Below are 22,713 nucleotides of genomic sequence, written 5' to 3'. Positions count from 1 at the left end.
TTTACTTGGTGGGTAGTATTGGACTCGAACCAACGACCCCTTGCATGTCAAGCAAGTACTCTAACCAGCTGAGCTAACCACCCAAGCGCCTGATTATTATATCTATACTAAATTCAACTGTCAAGTTTTTCAAGATACACTACTCCACCTGGAAGAATGGTTATCTGGCTTTCATTCTTTCTTAATTTTTCCGTACCTATTTCATTTCCTTCTGCATCGTATTTTATTATATTAGCTCCAGAAATATCAAAATCCGTTACAATTTGACAATTTGCAGGTAGTTCACCTGCATTACAAATTACAACCTTTACAGAGTTATTTTTTCTGGTTGCAAAAAGATAAATCTCATCAGAGGCTGCAAGACGTTCTACTCTGAATGCTTCCCCGGTTGAAGCTGCAGAAATTATTTCTGCAGCCTTTTCATTAATTTGTGCAAAACGATTATCAGACTGATATTTAGAATCTAAATCATTCATGATAAGACTTGTCTGCTGTCCTAAATCATAAGTAAGCATACCAACAAGAGAAGCCAAATTTATATTATTATTCTGTATTGATAATATTTTGTCATAATTAACGGTTTTTATCATTGATGGCCATGACTGTGTGCTTTTTTCAGGATTTCTTGGCAATCTACTCCAGTAATCAAGATAGATCTTTTCTAACTTATCAACTTTATCAATTCTTTCTGATATCTGAAGGTCGGTTGCATAATAGTCTGCGGATGAAAGCATTATTCCCTGATCATATTTCATACCATCAATAAAAATAAGGCTGTTTTTTATTTTCAAATAATAAGGAGATTCATATATTTGATTTATTACCCAGTCAACATAAGAAGATTTTATCCTATCATCCTTAAATAAATTATTTTCATCAGTAATCTCAATATAAAACCTGCTGAAATAATCTGTCCAGGCCACAGCCGATCCTTGTTCCATTCGCAGTTTGCCATATTTTTCTGAAACAGGTGCGGCAAGATATTCCATCAAATTATTTATTTCAGTTTCACTAGTAAAAGAATCTATAACCAGCCATGGTTCAGAATGAGTGTTTTTTGCTATCGTTAGGGCTTCAGTTAAGGAGTTTTCGCGATTTTTATGCCAACCATTTTGAGCAAGCACAAAACCGTCCTGACCTGCATGCATAGCCCATGACTCAGGTGGAGCAGTAATTTTGCCAATAGGTATACCTGCAAATCTTATAACCTGAGGACTAATACCGGTTATAGTTTTTATAAAATCAGAAGTATAAGCTTTTTGCCCATCCAGAGCAGATACAAGTAAAAGTTCATCTATTAATATTTCGCCGCGATCCTTTGAACCGATATTAATAAAAATATCTGCTTCAGGATCAATCCAGTTAGCAGGTATAATAAAATTACCAGAGTATCTGCGCCAGTCATCAGACGCAATCTCAAGGGTTATTTCTGCCGGTTGTTTTAGTCCGGTAATCTGTACAGTAATTGTTCTGGAAGTTTCCTGACTGTTAAACCAACCACTAAAATTAAAAATTACATTATCGGATTGATCAATAAAATCTGAAGAATTAAGGCTTTGATATATAAAGCCCTCATTATCAATTGTTAATCTTAAATATCCTTCGCCTGAAGGTGCCGATTCGTCTTTCATTCTTTCAATCTCTGTATTCCCTGAGATATGCCACGAATCATCTGTATTAGTAAAAGTTATAAGATCGTCATGGGTTACTGTCGACTTCAACTGATAATGGTCAAGCTCCATAAAGATTAAGTCTCCAGCCTGAAACAAACCGTCCTGAAGTGGAGAATCAATTTTTATTTTGGCAACTAGAGATGCATTGCCTAACTTATTATTTCCATCAATACAATAGATTTTGTTTTCTAAAATTGCCAGACGCTTAGCTTTTATTTCCAAATTTATATCTGAAGATGTCCAGGTTTCTCCTTCATCATTACTTATGTAAAATAATCCTGAACTATCTATAGCAATAAATTGTGCATCAGTAACTTTTATAATATCTACTAAATCGTGAGAAAAAAAGTTTTCTGAAATTATCTGTAATTTGTTCTGCATATCTGTTCTATAAATCGCAGATTTACCATTGCCTCCAACTATCAAAGCGCCATTTTCAAAGGTGCTAATAGAACTCCAGGTAAGCTGACTGCTTTTTTCATTGACTATTTCCCATGATATTGCGTTTTCAGAATAAATAATAGTTCCTGCTTCGCCTACGGCAAGCCAGCCGTCACCCAATGCTTCGACTGATACCAGATTGTCATCAATTTTAGGGAAAGACCTGAAAAAAACACCGTCTCTACCACTAATAACAAATCCATTATTTCCTACAGCCGTGTACATACCTTTGCTATTTACAGCTATGGAATTTAAGTTGTTTATTCCTCCTGGATACCATTCCTGCCAGCTGACACTATCATTAGAAAATGCAAGTGTTCCATTAGCACTGCTAACTAAAATTTCATTTTCAAAAGTACAGATATCAGTAATTTCTTCATTTATTCCTGTATCTGTAAGTGCAATCACCTGATTATTGTCAACCGTTAATACCAGACCATCACTTCCTCCGACAAGCAAAAACTTGTTCTGCCAGGAGGTTAAGGCACTAAGAGAAAACTCCTGCTGCATATCTGCAGGCATTCTAATAGATTGAAAAACACCTACTTGATTTAAGCCATAACTGCTTACTTTACCCTGTTTTTTCAAACGTAATCCGTCAGTCGTTTGTCCATAAACACGTATATCAGCACCTGTAAAAAACTCATCTTTATAAAAGTATCTGCTCGCATCTTCCGAGGAAACTATTAAAGAACTTTCATCACCATCATAAGCAGTTAGAAAATGCCGATAATAAAATGGCTCAAAAGAACCGTCTACTATCATATTACTGCTTTTAAAATCACTTATATTTATACCACTGCCCGGCAGATTGATAGGTTGTTGCTCTTCTTTTAACTGAAAACGGAAAAGCACATCTGAGCCTATCAGGGAAAAAGCATAAAAGCCTATCATAACAGCAGTAACAAGACTGACAAGAAAAGCCAGTCCTGCAACTGCAAATGTGCGCTTCTTAACTCTATAGCCGGCAAATAATTCAGACATTTCTCAAACCTTGCAGATTATAAAAGATTAATGCCATTTTTTTCGCAGGTCATTATCATATCAACAGGCCAAACCGAAGCCTGAACTTCGCCAATATGTGCCTTGTCTAAAAAGAACATACATAGTCTTGATTGACCTATGCCTCCGCCTATTGTATACGGAAGTGTTCCATTAAGCACCTGCTTGTGAAAATCATATTCAGCTCTTTCAATACAGCCCGCTTTTTCTAGTTGTTCCTGCATACTTTTTTCATCAACACGAATACCCATCGAAGAAATTTCAAAAGCACGATTAAGCATAGGATACCAGAACAAAAGATCTCCATTAAGCTGCCAATCATCATAATCTGGTGCTCTGCCGTCGTGTTTTTTACCAGATTTAAGTGGAGCCCCTATACCTATGACAAAAACAGCTTTTTTCTCTGCACAAATCTTGTCTTCTCGCTCTTTTGCTGACAATTGCGGGTAGAGTTCCTCAAGTTCTTCTGCTGTTATAAAATAAACTTCTTCAGGCAATTTACGCTTTAGGCAAGAATACTGTCTGGATAAATGATTTTCTACCCTTTTGAAGCATGAAAAAATTTCTTTTACTACATTTTTAAGGTAATCAATGTTTCTTTGTTCTCTGGCAATAATTTTTTCCCAATCCCACTGATCTACATAAACAGAGTGAAGATTATCAAGAATTTCATCCCGCCTTATTGCATTCATATCTGTATAAATACCTTCACCTGGATGGAATTTATACCTTCCTAAAGCCATTCTCTTCCACTTTGCAAGCGAATGAACAATCTCTACATTAGCTTTGATATCTTTTATATCAAAGCTAACCGGTCTTTCAACACCATTAAGATCATCATTTAAACCGGTTTCTCTTTTTACGAACAAAGGCGCAGAGACTCTTGTAAGATTAAGAGTATCAGCAAGTTGCCCTTCAACATGATCTTTTATATGCTTAATTGCCAATTCTGTTTCTCTAAGATTAAGCTGAGATTCATATTTTTCTGGCAGCATTAAATTATTTTTATATTGAAGATTCATATAAAACCTCCCCTTCACTTTTGTTAGGCTGTGTTGTTTTAAATCTATTCAAATACATAAACACTCCTGCTGCAATAGCTACAGGAATAAATGCCATCTCGGTTATAACAACAATTTGCTGCAACATTTCGTCTGACTGAAGCAGACTGGGTACCAGGCTTCCCAGAAGATTGAAAAAAATATGCATTACTATCGGTACCCAAAGGGATTTTGTCCAAGAGTATGCAGCACCAAGTAACAATCCTGGTATAAATACATAAACAGACTGAACCGGCTGCATATGGAAAATGGCAAAAGCCAGAGCCTGTATAACGACAGCCAACCACTCAGGCATGGCTCTTCTTAACTCTCCCTGTATTATTCCCCTGAACAATAATTCTTCAACAACAGGTGCAGCTATTCCTATTCCGAGAATTAACCAGATATAATTAGTTTCGGTTGAAAAAGCAGAAGAAGAAAGTTCTATATAATCATTCATCAATCCAGATATAAAATTTGATTTTGAACTTGCCCAATCCAGAACAATAAAATAAAGATTTGTTAAGCCCATTGCACCTATTATTAATGCTATTGAAGCAAACCAGTTAGAAGTTTTTGTTTTATTCAACCAGACAACATCGGTTCTTTTTTTGCCGGCAAAATGAAGATATATCAAATAAACCGGCAATAATGCCAACGCATAAAAAACTGCTATCTGCGAAGTGTTTTGCATAAGCATCTGATTAAGATATTCTGCGTCCATAAGCAATTCAGAATTAAATCCATTTGCCTGTATGATCGATTTGATAAAAACAAATCCCAAAAGGTAAATTATTGCGACTATATTAATAATCAGAACATGTAAAATCATAAACCCCAGTGGTATCAAAACAGTACGTGGTCTGAACTTTCTGCCTTGTTTATCACCAACACTTTTGATTACATTACCAGGCTGTGCATAAACATATTCCTGCTCCTGATGAATGGTTGAGTCTGTTTCATTCTGATATTTATTAAAATTATTTTCTTTATCTGTCATAAAAATCTCTTTCAATAATATCAGTAAAACCGGGCCGCAAAACGACCCGGCTCCTGATTATCTGCTGATGTATTTAATTATTCAGAATTATTCTCAAACCTGTTAAAAAAAACATTGAAAACTGCATCAAGTTCTTTCTTATTACGGATAGACTTAAAATACTGTTCTCCACTGGTGTGCCTTTCAGATCTCATTATTGCTATTTCCGGATCCTTATGGTTACCGTCATCTGGCTCATAATTGTACATAACAACATAGTCCCGATCCTTAAACCTGAAAGAATCAATAAATGACATATAATATTCCCTGCCGCTGTTAATATCAACTATTACAGCAAGAACGTCTTCATTAGAGGCACGGTCATCTTTAACCGGTCTGGACGGAATTCTATTATTCTTCGTCCTCGTCTTCATAATCTTCTTCCTCGCAGAGTCTTTCATACTCTGCATAAACTTTATCATATTCGTCTTCACCAAGACTCATAAGACCCTCTGAACCATCTTCCATGGCAACAACTTTTGTAATTACCATTTCAGGATCATTTTCATCTGTTGTTATAAGAACACAATAATGTTCATTTTCAAAAGGAAAATCATCCGCAATCATGAAAGAATATTCCTGACCGGTTTCTGCATCAGTCATAACAATTGTGGCAGGAGCATGATCATGCCCACAGTCACAGCCCTCATCATCACAGTTGCAATTCTCTTCAGTGCCACTTTCACAGCAGCATACATCTTCTTCAGTGTCAGAGCTGCAACAACAATTCTCATCGTAATAAAACATTAACAGATCCTCCTTAAATAGATCTTTGATCATAAGTAAAAATACTTTTTAATTCATTATAAACTTGCTGATATTATACCATATCATTAGAAATCTTTGCGACGACTTTCCAGATACTCCTGCAATATTATTTCAGCAGCAATCTGATCAACTATACCTTTTCGTTTCCCTCTATCAACATTAACTTCTCTCATCAATCTTGAAGCCATAACGGTAGTATATCGTTCATCTCTCAGGTCAGGCTCGATGCCTGTTTTTTCTTTAAGAGAAATTGCTAGTTTCCGAGCATTATCTTCTGAAACACCAGCTTTACCATCAGTTCTACGAGGTATTCCCACGATCAACCCTGTTATATTATACTGTAAAACCAATTCACAAATTCTGTCCAGAACTTTATCCATGTCTTTACCATTCCAGCGGATTGTTTCCAACCCTCTGGCAGTATAACCAAGCGGATCGCTGATGGCTATACCTACTCGCACCTCACCATAGTCGACTGCCAACCAACGCAATCCAGTATTATCCATAATAATCAGAACCTCATATTTTTATTATTTAGTATCAATAATTATAATCGAGAAATATAGTCTTTTATCATTATCTCCAAAAGCTCATCTCTTTCCATTCTGCGTATAACAGCTCTGGCTCCCTGATGATTGGTAATATAAGTAGGATCTCCCGACAGAAAATAGCCAACCAGTTGATTTACTGGATTATAGCCTTTTTCCCTTAACGAAGCTAAAACCTGGCTCATAATTTCCCGAGCTTCCCGGCTATGATCCTCGCCTAATTCAAAACGTGTAGTTTCGTTGCCAACCATGTCGACACCTCCTGCAAATGAAATTTCGATGCTATTATCTTATCATGAATTATTAAGGTTTGATAGCGTGTGCATACATATAATCCTTGTCAGCTGACACAATCTTTACTCTCACGATATCATTTATTTTGATTTTATCATCTGTATTATCTATTAGAACAGGAATATAACTTTCGGTATATCCTGTTATTTTATCATCATCTCTTTGCTGTTCCGTTAATACCAAAGTATTTTTTCCAATTTGCGATTTATGAAAGCTTAATGCCATCTCATCTGCCAAATTTTGCATCTTTTTGCTACGGGCAGAAGATATATGCGGGCTAATTCTATCAGGCATAGATGCTGCAGGGGTTCCTGCTCTCGCAGAATATTGAAATATATGCATACGAGAAAACTGCATTTCTCTACAAAAATCCAAAGTCTGATCAAAATCTGTTTGAGACTCACCTGGAAAAGCAGTTATCAGATCAGTAGTAATACCAGCCTCCGGCCAAATACAGCGTATATTATTTACAACCGCTCTGAATTGTTCTGTATCATATCTTCTATTCATTAATTTTAAAATGCGATCACTGCCGCTTTGAAGGGAAAGATGAAAATGGGGACATATTTTATCTGATTTATTAATTATTTCTAAAAACTTATCTGTAACTGATAGCGGTTCTAACGAACCCAGTCTGATTCGCTTCAAGCCTTCTATATTGCTTAAATCATATGCAAGAGAAGCTACAGCATATTCAGGCTCTCCTCTTTCAAATCCGTAAGAACAAAGGTGTATACCGGTTAAAACAATTTCTTTATATCCTGCTTTAACAAGAGATCTTGCTTCAGTAATAATCTGATCTCTTTCACGACTTCTTACTCTTCCTCTAGCCAAAGGGATCGCACAGTAACTGCAAAACGCATTACAACCATCTTCAATTTTAAGATATGCTCTTGTTTCTGACTGTTTTTCTGATATTCCCAATTCCTCATACTCAGTCAAAACATCATAACTATGCTTATCATTATCTTCATTCTCCTGAACAAAATTAATATTCGTTGATTTTCCAGCTTTTAGAGCTTTTGTAATCATAGCAACAGCCTGGCTTTTTCCTTGAGTACCTATACACAAATCAGCATATTTTGAAGTATCCGAGAGTTCTGCATGGCAACCCATAGCAACCACAATCGCCTGTGGATTTTTTTGAGATGCTCTTCTTAGCATTTGCCTTGATTTACGATCAGCTTCCCCCGTTACAGTACATGTATTAATTATGTAGGCGTCTGCTTTTTCCTGAAAGGCTACTCTCTCATACCCATGCATAATAAACTGATTGGCTATTGCATCTGTCTCATAGTGGTTTGTTTTACAACCCAAAGTATGAAAAGCAATTTTGTATTTTTTCATCATTCACCTTATCTGATTAATTAAATTTTTTTAAAAATATGATACAGTTTATTAGTTGACATTCCATGTGCGATTATTGCACAATTAGAACAGCTAAACTGTAGCAACCGATACTGGTTTATAAAACCTGATTATAAAGGAGAAAAGTCTATGCGTAAATTTACAGTTCATCTAAAGTCTATCAACGATGTAAAAGAATTTGTAAGAATTGTCAACGAATTCCCCTATGATGTTGATCTTGCTTCAGGCAGATATATAGTTGATGCCAAGTCGATCATGGGTATTTTCAGTCTCGACCTGGCAAAACCTATTGATGTTGAGATACACAGCAGTAACGGTCAGGATCTCGAAGATAAACTTAAACAGTTCATGATTTAATTTGTTGCTGAAGTATTTGAACTGCCTTCATAAAGTCTATTTTTTCTTTTTCGACTTTCCAGACCTCTTATCAGGTCTGGTTTTTCTTTTGCCGGATTTTGAGCCGCCTTTTCCACCGTTTTTATATTTTCTGCTTTTTCTTTCTGTTTCAGGAAGTTGTCTGTAAGATCTCGATCCTGATCTTCCTGACCTTCTTCCGCCTTTCTCTTTTTTCTCATTTGAAATTTTATCTGCAAGATTTGTTACATGCTTGCCCTGAGCAGCCTCGTGATCTGATAACTCAAAGTCTATTCTGCGTTTTATTATATCAACCTGGGCAACCTGCACTGTTACACGATCACCCAAATGTAGTTGACGACCACTTCTTTTATTTATTGCGCATAAGCGTTCTTCAATGTATTCATAATATCCATCCAAAGTTCTGTACGGAACCATTCCTTCAACAGTGTTTTCAAGCTGAACAAAAAAACCTGCTGGATTAAAACCAGATATTACTCCTTCAAAAGACATACCTAGATGTTCACTCAAATATTCTGCTGCTTTCTGATCAACCGAATCACGTTCTGCCAACATAGCTACTCTTTCCATATCTGAACTGTGATCACTGATAGAATCTGCAAGTCTGTTCCATTTCTTCCTTGGAAGATTGTTATTTATCCAACCTTTTAAAACTCTGTGAACAAATAAATCCGGGTATCTTCTTATTGGCGAAGTAAAGTGGCAGTAATTTTCTGAAGCCAAACCAAAATGTCCCAGATTATCCGAAGAATAACGAGCTTTTGCAAGTGATCTTAATAATAGCTGTGACAAAGTAAGTCCAAATGGTTCTTTTTTCACTTTATCCAAAGCAACCGCAAGCATTCCTGGTGTCGGGTTCCCGCGCAACCTTACCGGTACACCAAAGAGATTCGCAAGTTTTACAAATTTTTCAAGTTTTTCAGGATCTGGAAGTTCATGCACTCTATACGAAAAAGGAAGATCATTAGTATGCGCTTTTAAGGCAACAAACTCATTTGCTGCTATCATAAATGACTCAATAATTCCGTTTGCAAAGCTTATAGGGTAAGGATATATATCTACAGGTTTACCTTCAGAGTCAAGTTCAACATGAGTTTCAGGGAATTCAAAATCTATCGATCCTCTTTGTTTTCTTATTTTTAACAATTTATCTGAAAGCTCACGCATAATTTTTAAGTCTTCCAAAAAACCTGGATATCTTCCAGGCAGGACGGTTCCATCTTCCAATGCTTGCTTTACTTCATTATATGAAGTCCTTGCTTTACTATTAATAACACTCTCAATAATTTCACCAGAAATAATTTCACCATTATTATCAAATTCCATGATCGCACTTAATGTCAATCTATCGACTTCAGGATTCAAACTGCAAATTCCATTTGAAAGGCGAGGTGGAAGCATTGGTAAAACTCGATCAGAAAGATAAACACTTGTTGCTCTGTCTCTGGCTTCCTTATCCAGCAAACTGTTCTCTTTTACATAATGGCTGACATCTGCAATATGAACACCTAAAATATATCCGCCATTTTCTTTTTTCTTAATATTAACTGCATCATCTAAATCGCGTGCATCTTCTCCATCGATTGTAATTGTATTTATACTTCTTAAATCTTTTCTGCCTCTTTCAATTTCAGCTTTTATCTCAGAAGCATCTGGATTAATATCAAATTGTTCTGCAAATTTTTGAACTTTTGAAGGGAAATTTTCCGACAATCCATGCTGTCTTATTATACCCAAAATTGCTATGTCTGGTCTTTGAGGATCACCAAGAACTTCGACAATTTCGCCTATTTGAGAAAATCCTTTATCAGGCATTTCTCCTGCAAGACGAGCAACTACTTTCATCCCAAAAGGAGCCCCATGCAAAAACCGTGAAGGTATAAAAAGTTCGCGACCAACAACCTGATCAGGACGATCCAAAACTAATAGGCCATCTCTGTTATTTTGTTGTAGAATTCCAACATAATTTTGCATTATAGTTACCTCCTCTTTAATGATAGCATTTGCTGCATAATTTTCACAGCCAAAAAGATTCTTGGGCAAAACAAAACGCCCCCGCACAATACAGGAAGCGCTTTATCAAAATTCAATATAATTCTATATAGAAATCAAAACTTAGTCAAAATCAAAGGCCACGTCCGGTCAACAGATATAAAGCAATCGTGAAACCAGCAAAAGCGACAGCTACAACAGTTGTAAGTTTTTTAAGCAAAGCATCCATGCTGCGAGCCTTTGTTTTGCCAAAAAAAGTATCAGCTCCACCACCTATGGCTCCCAGACCTTTTGAGTTACCTTCCTGAAATATAACAAGAAGAATAAGACCTATGCAAAGAAGAATATCTATAATTGCAACTATTATTGTTACTGTTTGCATTTTTTTACCTCCGTCATAAACACGTGAAACAGATTTTATCACACCTGGCTCTTATTCGCAAGTGTTTCTGCTAGTTTGATTAGTCAGCAAATAATAAATCAAGCTATATAATTTCAAAAAAAGATAGCAATAACTCTAGAAATAAAAAGCTACTGCTATCGTGGTGCCCAGAGCCGGAATCGAACCAGCGACACGTGGATTTTCAGTCCACTGCTCTACCGACTGAGCTATCTGGGCATATGTTTGCCGGCCTCATAAAGACCGGCAATTATGGCGACGCAGAAGGGGCTCGAACCCTCGACCTCCAGCGTGACAGGCTGGCATTCTAACCAACTGAACTACTGCGCCATTTATGGTGGGAACTACAGGGCTTGAACCTGTGACCCCCTGCTTGTAAGGCAGATGCTCTCCCAGCTGAGCTAAGCTCCCATAAATCACGATTTCTCGTGTGCACCGCGTTTCCTGAGTGCAAGTGAAAGTATAATAGAAACAGACTAGCTTGTCAACAATCTTTTTTCAAAAATACAAATATTTTTTTAAATAATAAATCAATCACTTTTTACAAATGACAGATCAACAAAAAACTGAGAAACAAATTATCGCAAATCAAATAAGCAAAGAGCATTTCTAAAAGTCAATTCAGCAATTTGCTCAGGCTCCATCTGTAGTATGTCTGCCATTTTGTTTCCCACATACTTTAGATATGAGGGTTCATTGCGTCTGCCACGAAACGGTTCAGGTGTCAAATAAGGGCTATCTGTCTCAATAAGAAGTCTTTCTTTAGGACAAAGCTTGATCACCTCTGCTGCCTTTTTTGCATTCTTAAAAGTTATAGGCCCATCAAAACCAAGATAAAAACCCATATCCAGCAAAATCTCAGCAGTCTGAGGACTACCAGAAAAACAATGAAAAACTCCGGGAATATTTCTTAAAATTCCATTGTCTTTCATTTTTTTTAAAATCTTAATGCAATCCTCCGTAGATTCTCTGTTATGTATAATTAAGGGAAGATCGTATACAGAGGCTAGCTCTATAAATTGTTGAAAAACTTTTTTTTGAATATCTCTTGGCGAAAAATCATAATGATAATCCAACCCGACTTCACCTACAGCAACAATTCTATTTTTCTGTTTTTCATCAAGAAGTTTTTTTATTATCTCTATGGAATTACCGTCAGCCTGTGATGCATCATGCGGATGTATACCAACACTGCAACACAAAACATCTGGATACTTAACAGATAATTCGACAGCTCTTTGCGAACTCTCTAAGTCTGCTCCAGGCAAAAGTATTCTTAGTACATCTGCCTGGAGCGATCTTTTGATAATTTTTTCGAAATCGGTACTGAATTTTTCATCTTGAAGATGCGCATGTGTATCAAACCACCGCATTATCCTACCTCTGAGCCTGCAGGAACCTCATCATCTGGAATAAGAACCTTATATCCTTCTGATGTCAATGCGCAAAGAATCATGCCATGTGACTCAAGTCCTCTTATTTTTCTTGGCTTAAGATTAGTTACGACTACAACCTGTTTTCCTATCATGTCTTCTGGGGTATATGATTGTGCAATACCGGAAACTACCTGTCTTACTTCCGTTCCCATATCTATCTGTGAGCAAAGAAGCTTATCTGCTTTTTTTACTTTTTCGCAAGCTTTAACAGTTCCTATTTTTAAATCCATCTTGAGGAAATCATCAAATTCTATCAAAGGTTTTGCTTCAGAAACTACCTCCTCTTGTTCGGTGGTATTTTCCTCCGGCACGATATTTTTTTGTGCTTCTAAAAGATCATTTAAGGAAGCGATTTCCTTATCTAAATCAATTCTGGGGAATAAAGGCTGTGTTTTACAAACCAGGTTTTCAGATTGGTAAAGTCCCAGTTTTTTGCTGTTTTCCCAAGTTAATACCGACTCATCTTTAATTCCTAGAATCATTTGAATATTCTTACTTGTCGAAGGCATAAAAGGCTGTAATAAAATAGAAATAACTCTTAATGCTTCCGCAAGATTATATAAAACAGCGGCCAATCTTCCCTTATCACTTTCATTTCTTGCTAAAATCCAAGGCTGTGTTTCATCAATATATTTATTACTTCTTGCAACCAGACGCCATATTTCACTTAAAGCCAGACTGAATTGCAATTTTTCCATTGCTTGTTCAACCTTATCAGGCAATTCTGTAATCATTTTTAATAGACTTTCATCAAAATCGCCGGTCGTTTTTTCCAGAGGCAATCCATCAGGGAAATTTTTTTCAATCATAGCGACAGTTCTGCTTCCCAAATTACCCAGATCATTTGCAAGATCACTGTTTATCCTGTTTATCAGCGCCTCATTTGAAAAATTGCCATCTGAACCAAAAGGAACTTCGCGCAAAAGAAAATACCGGATTGCATCAACGCCATATTTTTCACATAAAACTACAGGGTCTATAACATTGCCCTTTGATTTTGACATCTTCCCATCTCTGAAAAGTAACCAGCCATGTCCATAAACCTGTTTAGGCAAAGGCAAATCCAAAGCCATCAGCATAGCAGGCCAGATTATTGTATGAAACCGCACAATTTCTTTTCCTACAAGCTGTACATCAGCAGGCCAGTATCTAGCCAGATCGCCTGTGGTGTCAGGATAACCCATAGCGGTAATATAGTTCGATAAAGCGTCTATCCAAACATACACCACATGCTTAGGATCAAAAGGTACTTTTATTCCCCAATCAAAAGTAGTGCGGGAAACACAAAGATCTTCAAGCCCGGGACGCAGAAAATTATTTAACATTTCATTCGCCCTTGAAGCAGGTTGTATAAATTCGGGGTTATTTTCAAATAAATCAATTAAAGCTTGCTGGTATTTAGACAAACGAAAAAAGTAGCTTTCTTCTCTGGTTTTTTCTACTTCCTGTCCGCAATCAGGACAATTGCCTTTTTCAAGTTGTGTTTCTGTCCAAAATGATTCGCAGGGCGTACAATACCAGCCTTCATATTCACTTTTATAAATATCACCTTTATCATATAATTTTTGGAAAATATGTTGTATAGCGGCCTCATGATTAGCGTCGGTTGTTCTAATGAATCTGTCATACGAAATATCAAGAAGCTTCCAGAGATCCTTAATGCCTGCTACTATGTTATCAACATACTCCTGAGGAGATACGCCGGAATCCTGGGCTTTTCTTTGAATTTTCTGACCATGTTCATCCGTTCCTGTCAGAAACATCACATCATAGCCTTTAAGCCGCTTGTACCTGGCCATGGCATCAGCTGCTACCGTTGTATATGAATGACCAATATGAAGTTTATCGCTTGGATAATAAATTGGTGTTGTAATATAATATGGTTGTTTTTTCATTTCCATTCCCTCCTGCTGCCGAAAAAATTCCGGTCTCTATCCTTGTTATTATATCTAATCTAATCGAGACTGCAAATCAAGCCCAAGTTGATAAAGTTCATTTTTTTTCATTGTACTTGTTTCTGCAAGTATTTTTGCTGCTCTGCTTACTGAAATACCCTGTTCCAACATCTTTTTTATTTCCTCTTCAGCTTCTTTTAGTATTTGATTTTTATCCGGAGGACATCTGCGTTGATATTCATCGTCACCTTCAATCACAATTACATATTCTCCGCGGGTTTTCTCAGAACTATACATTTTTTTTGCTTCTGAAATGCTTAAGCGCTTCCATTCTTCATACTTTTTTGTTAATTCCCTGGCAATTAATATCTTACGATCCTCCAGTCCAACGGCAGATAAGTCATCCAAAGTTCTTTTTAGTCTATGTGGTGCTTCATACAATATTATTGTTTTTTTCTCAGTAGAAACTTCTGTTAAGCGTTGTTTCCTATCCTTTGACTCTACAGGCAAAAACCCTTCAAAAACAAAACGAGAAGTATCTAAACCAGAAGCTGACAAAGCCGTCAGTGCAGCATTTGCTCCAGGGACAACTGTAACAGCAACATCATTTTCATGGCAAAGACGAACAAGACTTTCTCCAGGATCCGAAATGCAAGGCATTCCAGCATCGGTAACAAGTGCTATATTTAATCCATCTTTTAACAAGTTAATCAATTTACTGCCTTTTGCTGCTTTGTTATGCTCATGGTAACTTTCCAGTGACTTATGTATATTATGCTTTGACAAAAGTATAGCCGTTACCCTTGTATCCTCTGCAGCCACTAAATCTACCGATTTTAGAATTTCAATAGCTCTTAGTGATATATCTCCATCGTTGCCTATTGGAGTTGCTACTAAAAAAAGATTCCCTTTATTCTGATTTGAAAAATCATACTGCAACAAATTTCCCTCCATACTGGTCTATTGCCAATTATCTGATTTATTTTCCAGGCCTTCCCACAAATATTTTTCAGGCATAGCAGGTTCATTACCGTACATATTTTTAACTTCTTCGGTGTATTCTCCAGCTTTATTGCAAATAACAATCGCTTGTTGCCACTTGAATCCTCCGCTTTTGCCATGAAGTCTTCCAGTTACAATAATTCGCGAAGGCACTCTTCCAGATATCGATTCAAGTGGTTGTAAACCAATCGGTTCAATTTTATATTTTCTCATACATTCTATTATATCTGGCAATCGATGCGGCCGGTGCACCATTACCATTATGCCATAAGGCTTAAGCAGTCTGGCAGTAACCTTCATTAAATCAGCAAGAGTCAACCCAATTTCTTCCGCAGCAAGCAAACTACTGCAGATACGTCTATCTCCTTTTTCCCATTGTAATTTGCTTTTGTCTGTAGCAAGCCGATATGGTGGATTCATGACTACAAAATCGCAACTTTTAGGAATCAGTAACTCAGGCCATTTTTGCTTATTTTCTGCTTTATATGCTAAATCATGAATATCGGCCTCAATAGCAATCATTCTTTCTTCAAGTTTATTTAATTTTATATTTCTACTAAGGCAATTAAAACGGTGTTGATCGTATTCTACCGCAACAAAATTAAAAAACGGATTTCTAGCCGCCATTAAAAAACTTACTGCACCACTTCCAGCACCAAGATCAGCTATCGTCTTGCTTCTGTATTTGGATTGGCAAATATCTGAAGCAATAGCTGCAAGCATCACGGAATCTTCTCCAAACCGAAATCCGTATGTAGGCTGTATGAGTCTGAAACCTGATCTTTGCAGATCTTCAACAGTTTCGTCTGAATATAGCTTTATTGCTCTGCTAATTGTGTTTTTTTGTGTCACTTAGTATACTCCTGAATTTATTTTTATCTTATACAAAAAGGGAAAGCTATCGCTTTCCCTTTTTGTATAAGATTTTTGATTTTGTAAATCAGTTAGGTTTAATTGCCTGTGTAGGGCAAACTGGCTCACAAGCTCCACAATCAATACAACTTTCTGCGTCGATTACGTAAAGTGAATCGCCTGCTGATATTGCGCTTGTAGGACACTCAGATTCACAGGCTCCACATGAAATGCAAGCATCGGTAATGACATATGCCATCGTGCACACCTCCATTATTAGGTTTATTTAGCGTCTTAAGCTGAATTAATTCTAACACTACCAGCCAAACTGAGCAAGTCTTTATATCATAACTACCATTTATTTACGTTCAACAGGTCGGTTTCTCCCCTGTCCTTCAGAGCTTGATTCGTTCTGATTGTTTTTCCCGAAATTTCCCCGGCGCTTCGCATCTGCAGATTTATTTTTGAAATTACGCCCTCTTTGATGATTTTTTTTGCTTACGGCATCGCCATCATGACTCTGGTCAGATTCAGAAAATTGTTGTTTCCTATTATTATTTAAACCACTTCTGTTACCGGGATTTTTTCGGTTTTTCCTGCTTCTTCTTGCATTATTACTTCTGCTGTCATTTTGTTTTATCTGAGATTTGTTTTTTTCTTTATTTGTACTTTCTGAGGAAATTTCTTCAGCTTTATTAGCTGGAGAAAAATCTTCCGGCTCTGCAATGGCAAGATTACACAATTCAGGCTCATCAAGCTTAACTATTGTATTGTTTGCTTCATCATCAGCGAGCATATTGCCATCAGCATCCAATTTTGGCCATGCTGAATCATCTTCAGGTTCAAGCATAGGGGCAGTAGCAGCCCTTCCTCTGTTTTTATCCTGATGATGCGCGGAGCAACCGCCATGCGGGCATTTTTTAGCATTTTTGCCACCTATAACAGTTATCTGTTCATTCGGGAACACGATCAGATCGTTTTCTCCTCCCCGATCGAGTCTTACTGTGACTGTTTCTTTTAAAAGATTTATCGATTCGACATACCCTATACCTTCTGGTGTAGATACTTGATGCCCTTGTTTAGGCATACGAGAATGAGCATCTTCATAAGCCTCTTGCTCATATTTTAAACAGCACATTAAACGTCCACATATACCTGATATTTTAACAGGATTCATTGAAAGACTTTGCTCTTTTGCCATTTTTATTGAAACCGGAACAAAATCATTTAGAAATGAACAGCAGCATAATTCACGACCACAGATGCCTACGCCTCCGATCATCCTTGCTTCATCTCGAACACCTATCTGTCGCAGCTCTATCCTTATTCGGAATATTGCAGCAAGATCTTTTACCAATTCTCTAAAATCAACACGCCCATCTGCCGTAAAATAAAAAATTATTTTACGGTTATCAAAAGTATACTCCACGTCAACCAAATGCATTTCCAGATCACGCGCAGCAATTTTTTCTGAAGCAATTTTAAAAGCCTCAGATTCTTTAACACGATTTTCCTCATAATGGGATAAATCTTCCTCATCTGCTTTTCTTAAAACAGGTTTCAGAGGAGCTACTAACTTCTCTTCTGCTATTTCCATTATTTCATCAGCCACTATACCTAATTCAATTCCCTGTACAGTCTCTACGATTACTGCATCGCCTTGATGCAACTCGTAATTTACAGGATCAAAATGATAGGCTTTACCAGCACCATGAAATCTAATTGAGACGACTTTAGGCATTATTTAGCTCCTTTCGTAAAGAAAGCAATAATTGGCAAATCAGAACTTCAAAACTTGCATTAAGTGAAAGAGCCCGATTTGCAGCAAGAATAGAATCATAACATTTCCACAATTTTTTTTGCGGATCTTTTGCCGGCAGAGCCTCTTTTAGACGACTAATCATATCCTGATTAACAATTATATCCATTTTATCAGTAGCAGCTATCAACAATTGATCTCTAATCAGACTTGCAAAAACAGAAAGCAAAAACGAAATATCTTCTTTTTTTTCATCAAAATAGGCATACCCGGCACTGAGAAGCTCGGTACGGCTTTTCTCCGCAAGTTCCAGATAAAAATCTATTGCTGTTTCTCTTAAAACCCCAAAATGATCATCTCCCGCAAGCTCCAGAGCCTTACCGGGAAGGCCATTTGCATATCTTACCAGAAAAGCTAAATCACTGGTGTTGTCATATCCTGAAAACTGCAGGATTTTGATCAAATCTTCCTCACAATATCTTTGCATAGTTAAAACGCTGACTCTAGACAATACAGTCGGCAACAAGTGCTCAATACCTGCTACAGTCAGCAAAAAAACAACATACTCTGGAGGCTCTTCCAAAGATTTAAGCAATGCATTTTGTCCCTGCTCATTCAAAAAGTCAGCATCTATAAGATATATTTTTCTGTTACCGGATTGCGGTGCCAGATGTATATCAGAACACAATTGTCGGACTCTTTCAACTTTGATATTTTTTTCTTTGTCGGACATTGTCAACTTTTTGAAATCAGGATGAACTCCAAGTTCAAAATGCCTGCAGGCATCACACTGTCCACAGGCACCTTTATCATCAATTTGTTGACATAATAAAGCTTTAGCAAAAGCTTTGGCAAAAGAATGTCTTCCTGAACCTGCCGATCCTGAAAAAAGATAAGCATGTCCTGGTGAATCATTTAGAGCCATATCAAGTCTTTTTTTTAATTGACCCTGACCAACCAATTCGGGAAAAGGCATATTACATCTTCTCGAAATGTTCAACATTAAGAACAAAAACAGTAGCACCGCCGACCATTACTTCCACAGGGTAAGGAATATAAGATCCTCCCATAGAAGAAGGCGTAACATTAGTATTAATTGCAGCCTGACGACTACTGGAGAATTTACGAACAATGCCTAAAACTTCTTCCAGTTGTTCATCATCAACCACTATCATCAAAGTGGTATTGCCTGATCTTAAAAAACCACCTGTTGAGTTGAGTTTAGTTACGCGATAACCTGAGCGATTGAGTTCAGCCATCAATCGCGGACTGTCTTCATCGTGAACGATCGCATAAATTAGTTTCATAGGTCTGTGCCCTCCCTTAAAATACACTGTATATGATATTGTATTTCTTCTTCTGATCGACTCGCATCTATCAGACGAAATCTTTCCGGTTCATTTTTCGCTAAATTCAAATAACCTTTTCTGGTCTTTTCCATAAAACTTTTATCTTCTAAATCAAGTCTGTCTTCTTTACCGCACCTGCTTGTGAGTCTTTTTACCGCTAAAGGTACTTCTACATCAAACAACAAAGTTATATCTGGTCTACAATTACCTACCGCAATCCTATTTAGCTTATCAATCATATCCAGTTCTATGTTTCTTCCATATCCTTGATATGCCACAGTAGAATCCATAAAACGATCACATAAAACCCAGGCACCCCTTTCCAGAGCCGGCTTAATGACTTGTTTTACAAGTTGGGCTCTAGCAGCTGCAAAAAGCAAAAGCTCAGTTTCTGAAGACATACAAGTGTTTTTTTTATCAAGTAAAATTTCTCGTATGCTCTCTCCTATTACTGTTCCGCCAGGTTCTCTTAAAGATACTACTTCCTTGTCAGCCTGATGCAAAAAATCAATAATTCTCTGAATCTGAGTGGTTTTACCGCTACCATCAATCCCTTCAAGTGTTAGAAAAACTCCTTTTTTAGTTTTTTCAAACTTATCACCTAATGGTTTACACTCATTATTATACATCATAACCTCTCCTGATGGAAACTTATCAACCGATAACAAATAAAGATTTATTAGTAATACCGGTAATATTTAAACCATTTTCACTTATTAAACTTATAAAATCAAGCTTTTCCTTTGTCAAAATTTCTCCAGGCCAAATCAAAGGAATCCCTGGAGGGTATGGAATAATTGCCTGAGCAGCAATACAATTTACTGCCTGTTCAAAGCTAACAAGCTTTTTTTTGCTTTTTTTAAAAATAATCTCACCAGAACTTTCTCTTAAAGAAGGATATTCAGTCAGATAATCTTTCCAGACTTTATCCAGTTCATATAAATTTTTATTTACTTTAGAATTAATACTATAGTGTAATTTATTGTCAGATAAGGTAAACCAATCTCTTAACCAGAATGACAAAATTTCAAAATCTTCTCTGGGTTGATCAAGAGAAGGAATCAGCACCAATCTACATAAATCCGCCATCTCAATATCTATTCCTTTTTTTTGCAGCCACAAACTTAACTCCCCAGCACTATATCGAGGGTCTGTAAGACAAAGGACTATTCGCAAAGGATCTCTTGTAATGGATTTTTCATTATTTGTTTTATTATCCAAGCATCTGACCATTCGTAATTGCCAGGGCAGATTTTTTGCTAAGTATTCAATATTTTTTAGTAAATTGTCTATCAAATCAGAACCATAGCTTTGCAAATAAAATCGAGAATATTCAATACTACCGGCAATCGCAAAGGAAGGGCTAGATGTATGAAACACCTTGATCATTGAAGATAACCTATCCAGATCAAGTCTATTTTTTTCAATAGCTTCAGCTGATACATGCAAAAGAGCGGCAGATGTAAGAGCAGGTAGGGTTTTATGGACACTTTGCACGCAGGCATCTGCACCCGCAACCATTGCTGATACCGGCATGTGAGACGAATCTATACTTAAATGGGCACCATGGGCCTCGTCTACTAACAAAATAGACTCCTTGTCGTGAACAAAAGATGCTATCAATTCTAATTCTGCACAGCTGCCATAATAATCGGGAGAGGTTATAAAAACTGCATCACATGCACCATATTTTTTAAAAGCTGCTTGAATATCTGCACAGCTAATCTGAGGCAATAAAACATCATCACAACCATCAGATTTATTTTGAACAAAAAGAGTTGGCTTAACATAAATAACTTCTATATCAAGGAGAGCCACTGCATGAAGCACCGACTGGTGGCAAACTTTACTCATCATCAGTCTGCCACCTCTGCCGGGACAGGTGGCAAGCAAAGACAATATGCCAGATGTAGTTCCTGCAGTAAGGAAACGTGACCATCCTGATCCAAATGTTTTTGAAATCATTTCAAGCGACTTAAGAGCAGGACCAGAAGGGGCAAGCAAATCATCACTTCCTAAAAGCTCCGTAGTATCTAAATATGTTATATTTTCTCTCAACCATTGAGGCCACTGTCTGCCGTTCCGATGCCCGGGCATATGATAAGACAGCCGCTCTGAAGCATTTAAATGCAACAAAGCGGCCAACAAAGGCATTTCCTTTTCCAGAGATTTTGCAATGCTTAGCAAGTCGGCTGCTTGATTACTATCAGAAACCATAATCAAAAATCCAGTTTTATTGTATGGATACTTGCTATTTCAAGCCATATTTCCTTCTCTATTCTTTCATTATCACGGCGAATATCTTCGTAGGTTTCTTCTGCCCTTATTTTTTTCTCCCAACGCGCAGTTTTAGGATTATGATTTCTTGTTCTTGCATTTCTGTTTTGTTTCGGCTGTGTCTTTGCATTAATATCAGAATTATTTTTTACACTGATCTGTTCAACTGCTACGTCTTTTGCTTTTTTGCTTGCTTCTGCAGGCTGATTTACCCGTTCATTATTTCTCTTATTTTCACTTACATTTTTTTGATTATTTCTTTCAACCGGGCCGGTTGAACCAATATTAGTTTGAACAGGTTTTCTGCCACGAGGTTTTTTATGCCTTGTGTTCTGACGATTGTTAGCATATTGCCTCGTACCATTGGCAGATAAATCATTACGGTTATTTCTGCCATCCGCAGATCTGGTTTTATTATTACGATTGCCATTTTGTGCATTTGGCATATTATTTGAAGAATCGCCTAGCACTTCCCTATAATGTTGTTTTTTCGCTGTTTTATTGTCAGCAGGTTTTGCGTCTGTCTTATTATTATTTTCCTGATTCATCAAGAACTACCTCCCGGTCAAAAATCAATAAAGTATGGTTATCATATTAAATCAAAATGTTATATCAAGGCTAATACCAGTGACTGTAAATGGGTCTGACATTTTCAGAAACCTGGATTTCGCCAGTTTCGAGCTCCTTTATCGGAAGAAGAACAAATTCACGTTCATACATTCTAGGATGCGGAATTGTCAAATCCGGAGTATTTATCTTAAGATTTTCATAAGTAATTATATCTATATCTATAGTCCTTGGCCCCCATCTGACTTTTCGTTCACGGTGAAACTGTTTTTCAATCTGCTGACAAATATTTAAAAGCTTATCAGGAGACAAGCTTGTCAGTATTTCAACTGCAATATTGTAAAATGCAGGTTGATCAATATAACCAACAGGATCAGTTTCATAAATTGACGATACAGCCTTTATCTCTATTTCCGGATTATACTCAAGATGCTGCAGTGATTCTCTAAGCATCAAAAGTCTGTCTCCCATATTGGATCCCAAGGATAGGACCGCCTGGTTTAAAAGGCCACCTTCAAAAATCGTCTTATCATCAGACTTTGTGTCCGAACTATTCTTTTCTAAAAGCATTCCAGGCACCTCCCTATAGATTAATCACATACTATGTAAACACAGTCTAACATCAAGTCTTTTAAA

22 protein-coding genes, 4 tRNA genes and 1 pseudogene are annotated in these 22,713 nt (G+C 37.0%); 1 reads left to right on the top strand and 26 read right to left on the bottom strand.

Annotated features, from left to right (window positions below; all coding sequences use genetic code 11):
- Positions 1-6: 6 nt before the first annotated feature.
- The 9 genes from AC0KSB_RS02815 to mtaB all read right to left on the bottom strand — a co-directional run bounded on the left by AC0KSB_RS02815 (position 7) and on the right by mtaB (position 8,152).
- Positions 7-83, bottom strand: a tRNA-Val gene (locus AC0KSB_RS02815).
- A gap of 30 nt (positions 84-113) precedes the next feature.
- Positions 114-3,098: a WD40/YVTN/BNR-like repeat-containing protein gene (locus AC0KSB_RS02810; RefSeq protein ID WP_472306503.1), complete on the bottom strand. Its 2,985-nt coding sequence runs from the start codon at positions 3,096-3,098 to the stop codon at positions 114-116.
- Positions 3,099-3,115: 17 nt separating this feature from the next.
- Positions 3,116-4,138 carry an aspartate--ammonia ligase gene (asnA, locus tag AC0KSB_RS02805; RefSeq protein ID WP_472306501.1) on the bottom strand — a complete coding sequence of 341 codons (1,023 nt, stop codon included), beginning with the start codon at positions 4,136-4,138 and terminating at the stop codon, positions 3,116-3,118.
- Entirely contained in the window at positions 4,122-5,156 is a 1,035-nt protein-coding gene (locus tag AC0KSB_RS02800) for a lysostaphin resistance A-like protein (protein WP_472306499.1), read from the bottom strand. The genes asnA and AC0KSB_RS02800 overlap by 17 nt, the downstream gene beginning before the upstream one ends.
- 77 nt (positions 5,157-5,233) lie before the next feature.
- On the bottom strand, positions 5,234-5,569 hold the full coding sequence (locus AC0KSB_RS02795; RefSeq protein WP_472306497.1) for a DUF1292 domain-containing protein: 336 nt from the start codon (positions 5,567-5,569) through the stop codon (positions 5,234-5,236).
- Positions 5,547-5,942 (bottom strand): DUF1292 domain-containing protein, encoded by a 396-nt coding sequence (locus tag AC0KSB_RS02790; RefSeq protein ID WP_472306495.1) that lies wholly within the window; start codon positions 5,940-5,942, stop codon positions 5,547-5,549. Before AC0KSB_RS02790 ends, AC0KSB_RS02795 begins: the two co-directional genes overlap by 23 nt.
- An 86-nt stretch (positions 5,943-6,028) precedes the next feature.
- Entirely contained in the window at positions 6,029-6,469 is a 441-nt protein-coding gene (ruvX, locus tag AC0KSB_RS02785; protein ID WP_472306493.1) for a Holliday junction resolvase RuvX, read from the bottom strand.
- A 41-nt stretch (positions 6,470-6,510) separates the two neighbouring features.
- Positions 6,511-6,762, bottom strand: coding sequence for an IreB family regulatory phosphoprotein (locus AC0KSB_RS02780; RefSeq protein ID WP_472306491.1), 252 nt, complete (start codon positions 6,760-6,762; stop codon positions 6,511-6,513).
- A 52-nt stretch (positions 6,763-6,814) separates the two neighbouring features.
- Entirely contained in the window at positions 6,815-8,152 is a 1,338-nt protein-coding gene (gene mtaB / locus AC0KSB_RS02775; RefSeq protein WP_472306489.1) for a tRNA (N(6)-L-threonylcarbamoyladenosine(37)-C(2))-methylthiotransferase MtaB, read from the bottom strand.
- A 150-nt stretch (positions 8,153-8,302) separates the two neighbouring features.
- On the opposite strand from mtaB, the gene AC0KSB_RS02770 reads away from it, so the two are divergent.
- Positions 8,303-8,530: an HPr family phosphocarrier protein gene (locus AC0KSB_RS02770; protein WP_472306487.1), complete on the top strand. Its 228-nt coding sequence runs from the start codon at positions 8,303-8,305 to the stop codon at positions 8,528-8,530.
- A gap of 36 nt (positions 8,531-8,566) precedes the next feature.
- Here the strand turns inward: AC0KSB_RS02770 and rnr are convergent, their stop codons facing one another.
- The 17 genes and pseudogenes from rnr to folK form a co-directional block, all read right to left on the bottom strand.
- Positions 8,567-10,609: a ribonuclease R gene (gene rnr, locus AC0KSB_RS02765; RefSeq protein WP_472306485.1), complete on the bottom strand. Its 2,043-nt coding sequence runs from the start codon at positions 10,607-10,609 to the stop codon at positions 8,567-8,569.
- A gap of 64 nt (positions 10,610-10,673) precedes the next feature.
- Entirely contained in the window at positions 10,674-10,922 is a 249-nt protein-coding gene (gene secG / locus AC0KSB_RS02760) for a preprotein translocase subunit SecG (protein WP_472306483.1), read from the bottom strand.
- 161 nt (positions 10,923-11,083) lie between these two features.
- Positions 11,084-11,159 (bottom strand) — tRNA-Phe (locus AC0KSB_RS02755).
- Between the two features lie 34 nt (positions 11,160-11,193).
- Positions 11,194-11,270: transfer RNA gene (locus AC0KSB_RS02750), tRNA-Asp, on the bottom strand.
- A 5-nt stretch (positions 11,271-11,275) separates the two neighbouring features.
- Positions 11,276-11,351: transfer RNA gene (locus tag AC0KSB_RS02745), tRNA-Val, on the bottom strand.
- Between the two features lie 167 nt (positions 11,352-11,518).
- Entirely contained in the window at positions 11,519-12,313 is a 795-nt protein-coding gene (locus tag AC0KSB_RS02740) for a TatD family hydrolase (protein WP_472306481.1), read from the bottom strand.
- Positions 12,313-14,271, bottom strand: coding sequence for a methionine--tRNA ligase (metG, locus tag AC0KSB_RS02735; protein WP_472306479.1), 1,959 nt, complete (start codon positions 14,269-14,271; stop codon positions 12,313-12,315). Before metG ends, AC0KSB_RS02740 begins: the two co-directional genes overlap by 1 nt.
- Positions 14,272-14,325: 54 nt before the next feature.
- Positions 14,326-15,210 carry a 16S rRNA (cytidine(1402)-2'-O)-methyltransferase gene (gene rsmI / locus AC0KSB_RS02730; protein ID WP_472306477.1) on the bottom strand — a complete coding sequence of 295 codons (885 nt, stop codon included), beginning with the start codon at positions 15,208-15,210 and terminating at the stop codon, positions 14,326-14,328.
- 21 nt (positions 15,211-15,231) lie between these two features.
- Entirely contained in the window at positions 15,232-16,125 is an 894-nt protein-coding gene (locus tag AC0KSB_RS02725) for a tRNA1(Val) (adenine(37)-N6)-methyltransferase (protein WP_472306475.1), read from the bottom strand.
- A gap of 88 nt (positions 16,126-16,213) precedes the next feature.
- Positions 16,214-16,384: a DUF362 domain-containing protein gene (locus AC0KSB_RS02720; RefSeq protein ID WP_472306473.1), complete on the bottom strand. Its 171-nt coding sequence runs from the start codon at positions 16,382-16,384 to the stop codon at positions 16,214-16,216.
- A gap of 678 nt (positions 16,385-17,062) precedes the next feature.
- Positions 17,063-17,866 (bottom strand): annotated as a pseudogene (locus tag AC0KSB_RS02715) (PSP1 domain-containing protein); the annotation flags it as partial.
- Positions 17,859-18,860 (bottom strand): DNA polymerase III subunit, encoded by a 1,002-nt coding sequence (locus AC0KSB_RS02710; RefSeq protein ID WP_472306471.1) that lies wholly within the window; start codon positions 18,858-18,860, stop codon positions 17,859-17,861. The pseudogene AC0KSB_RS02715 and the gene AC0KSB_RS02710, both read right to left, overlap by 8 nt.
- Before the next feature lies 1 nt (position 18,861).
- Positions 18,862-19,191 carry a cyclic-di-AMP receptor gene (locus AC0KSB_RS02705; protein WP_472306469.1) on the bottom strand — a complete coding sequence of 110 codons (330 nt, stop codon included), beginning with the start codon at positions 19,189-19,191 and terminating at the stop codon, positions 18,862-18,864.
- On the bottom strand, positions 19,188-19,865 hold the full coding sequence (gene tmk, locus AC0KSB_RS02700) for a dTMP kinase (RefSeq protein ID WP_472306467.1): 678 nt from the start codon (positions 19,863-19,865) through the stop codon (positions 19,188-19,190). The genes AC0KSB_RS02705 and tmk overlap by 4 nt, the downstream gene beginning before the upstream one ends.
- Positions 19,866-19,887: 22 nt before the next feature.
- On the bottom strand, positions 19,888-21,450 hold the full coding sequence (locus AC0KSB_RS02695; protein WP_472306465.1) for an aminotransferase class I/II-fold pyridoxal phosphate-dependent enzyme: 1,563 nt from the start codon (positions 21,448-21,450) through the stop codon (positions 19,888-19,890).
- 2 nt (positions 21,451-21,452) lie between these two features.
- Positions 21,453-22,058, bottom strand: a complete 606-nt coding sequence (locus AC0KSB_RS02690) for a hypothetical protein (RefSeq protein WP_472306463.1) — start codon at positions 22,056-22,058, stop codon at positions 21,453-21,455.
- Between the two features lie 70 nt (positions 22,059-22,128).
- Positions 22,129-22,647 (bottom strand): 2-amino-4-hydroxy-6-hydroxymethyldihydropteridine diphosphokinase, encoded by a 519-nt coding sequence (folK, locus tag AC0KSB_RS02685; protein WP_472306461.1) that lies wholly within the window; start codon positions 22,645-22,647, stop codon positions 22,129-22,131.
- Positions 22,648-22,713 lie beyond the last annotated feature (66 nt).

The organism is Ercella succinigenes (genome assembly GCF_900002895.1).
Note: the sequence above shows the minus strand (reverse complement) of the source record. Positions and strands in the feature narration are given on the sequence as shown.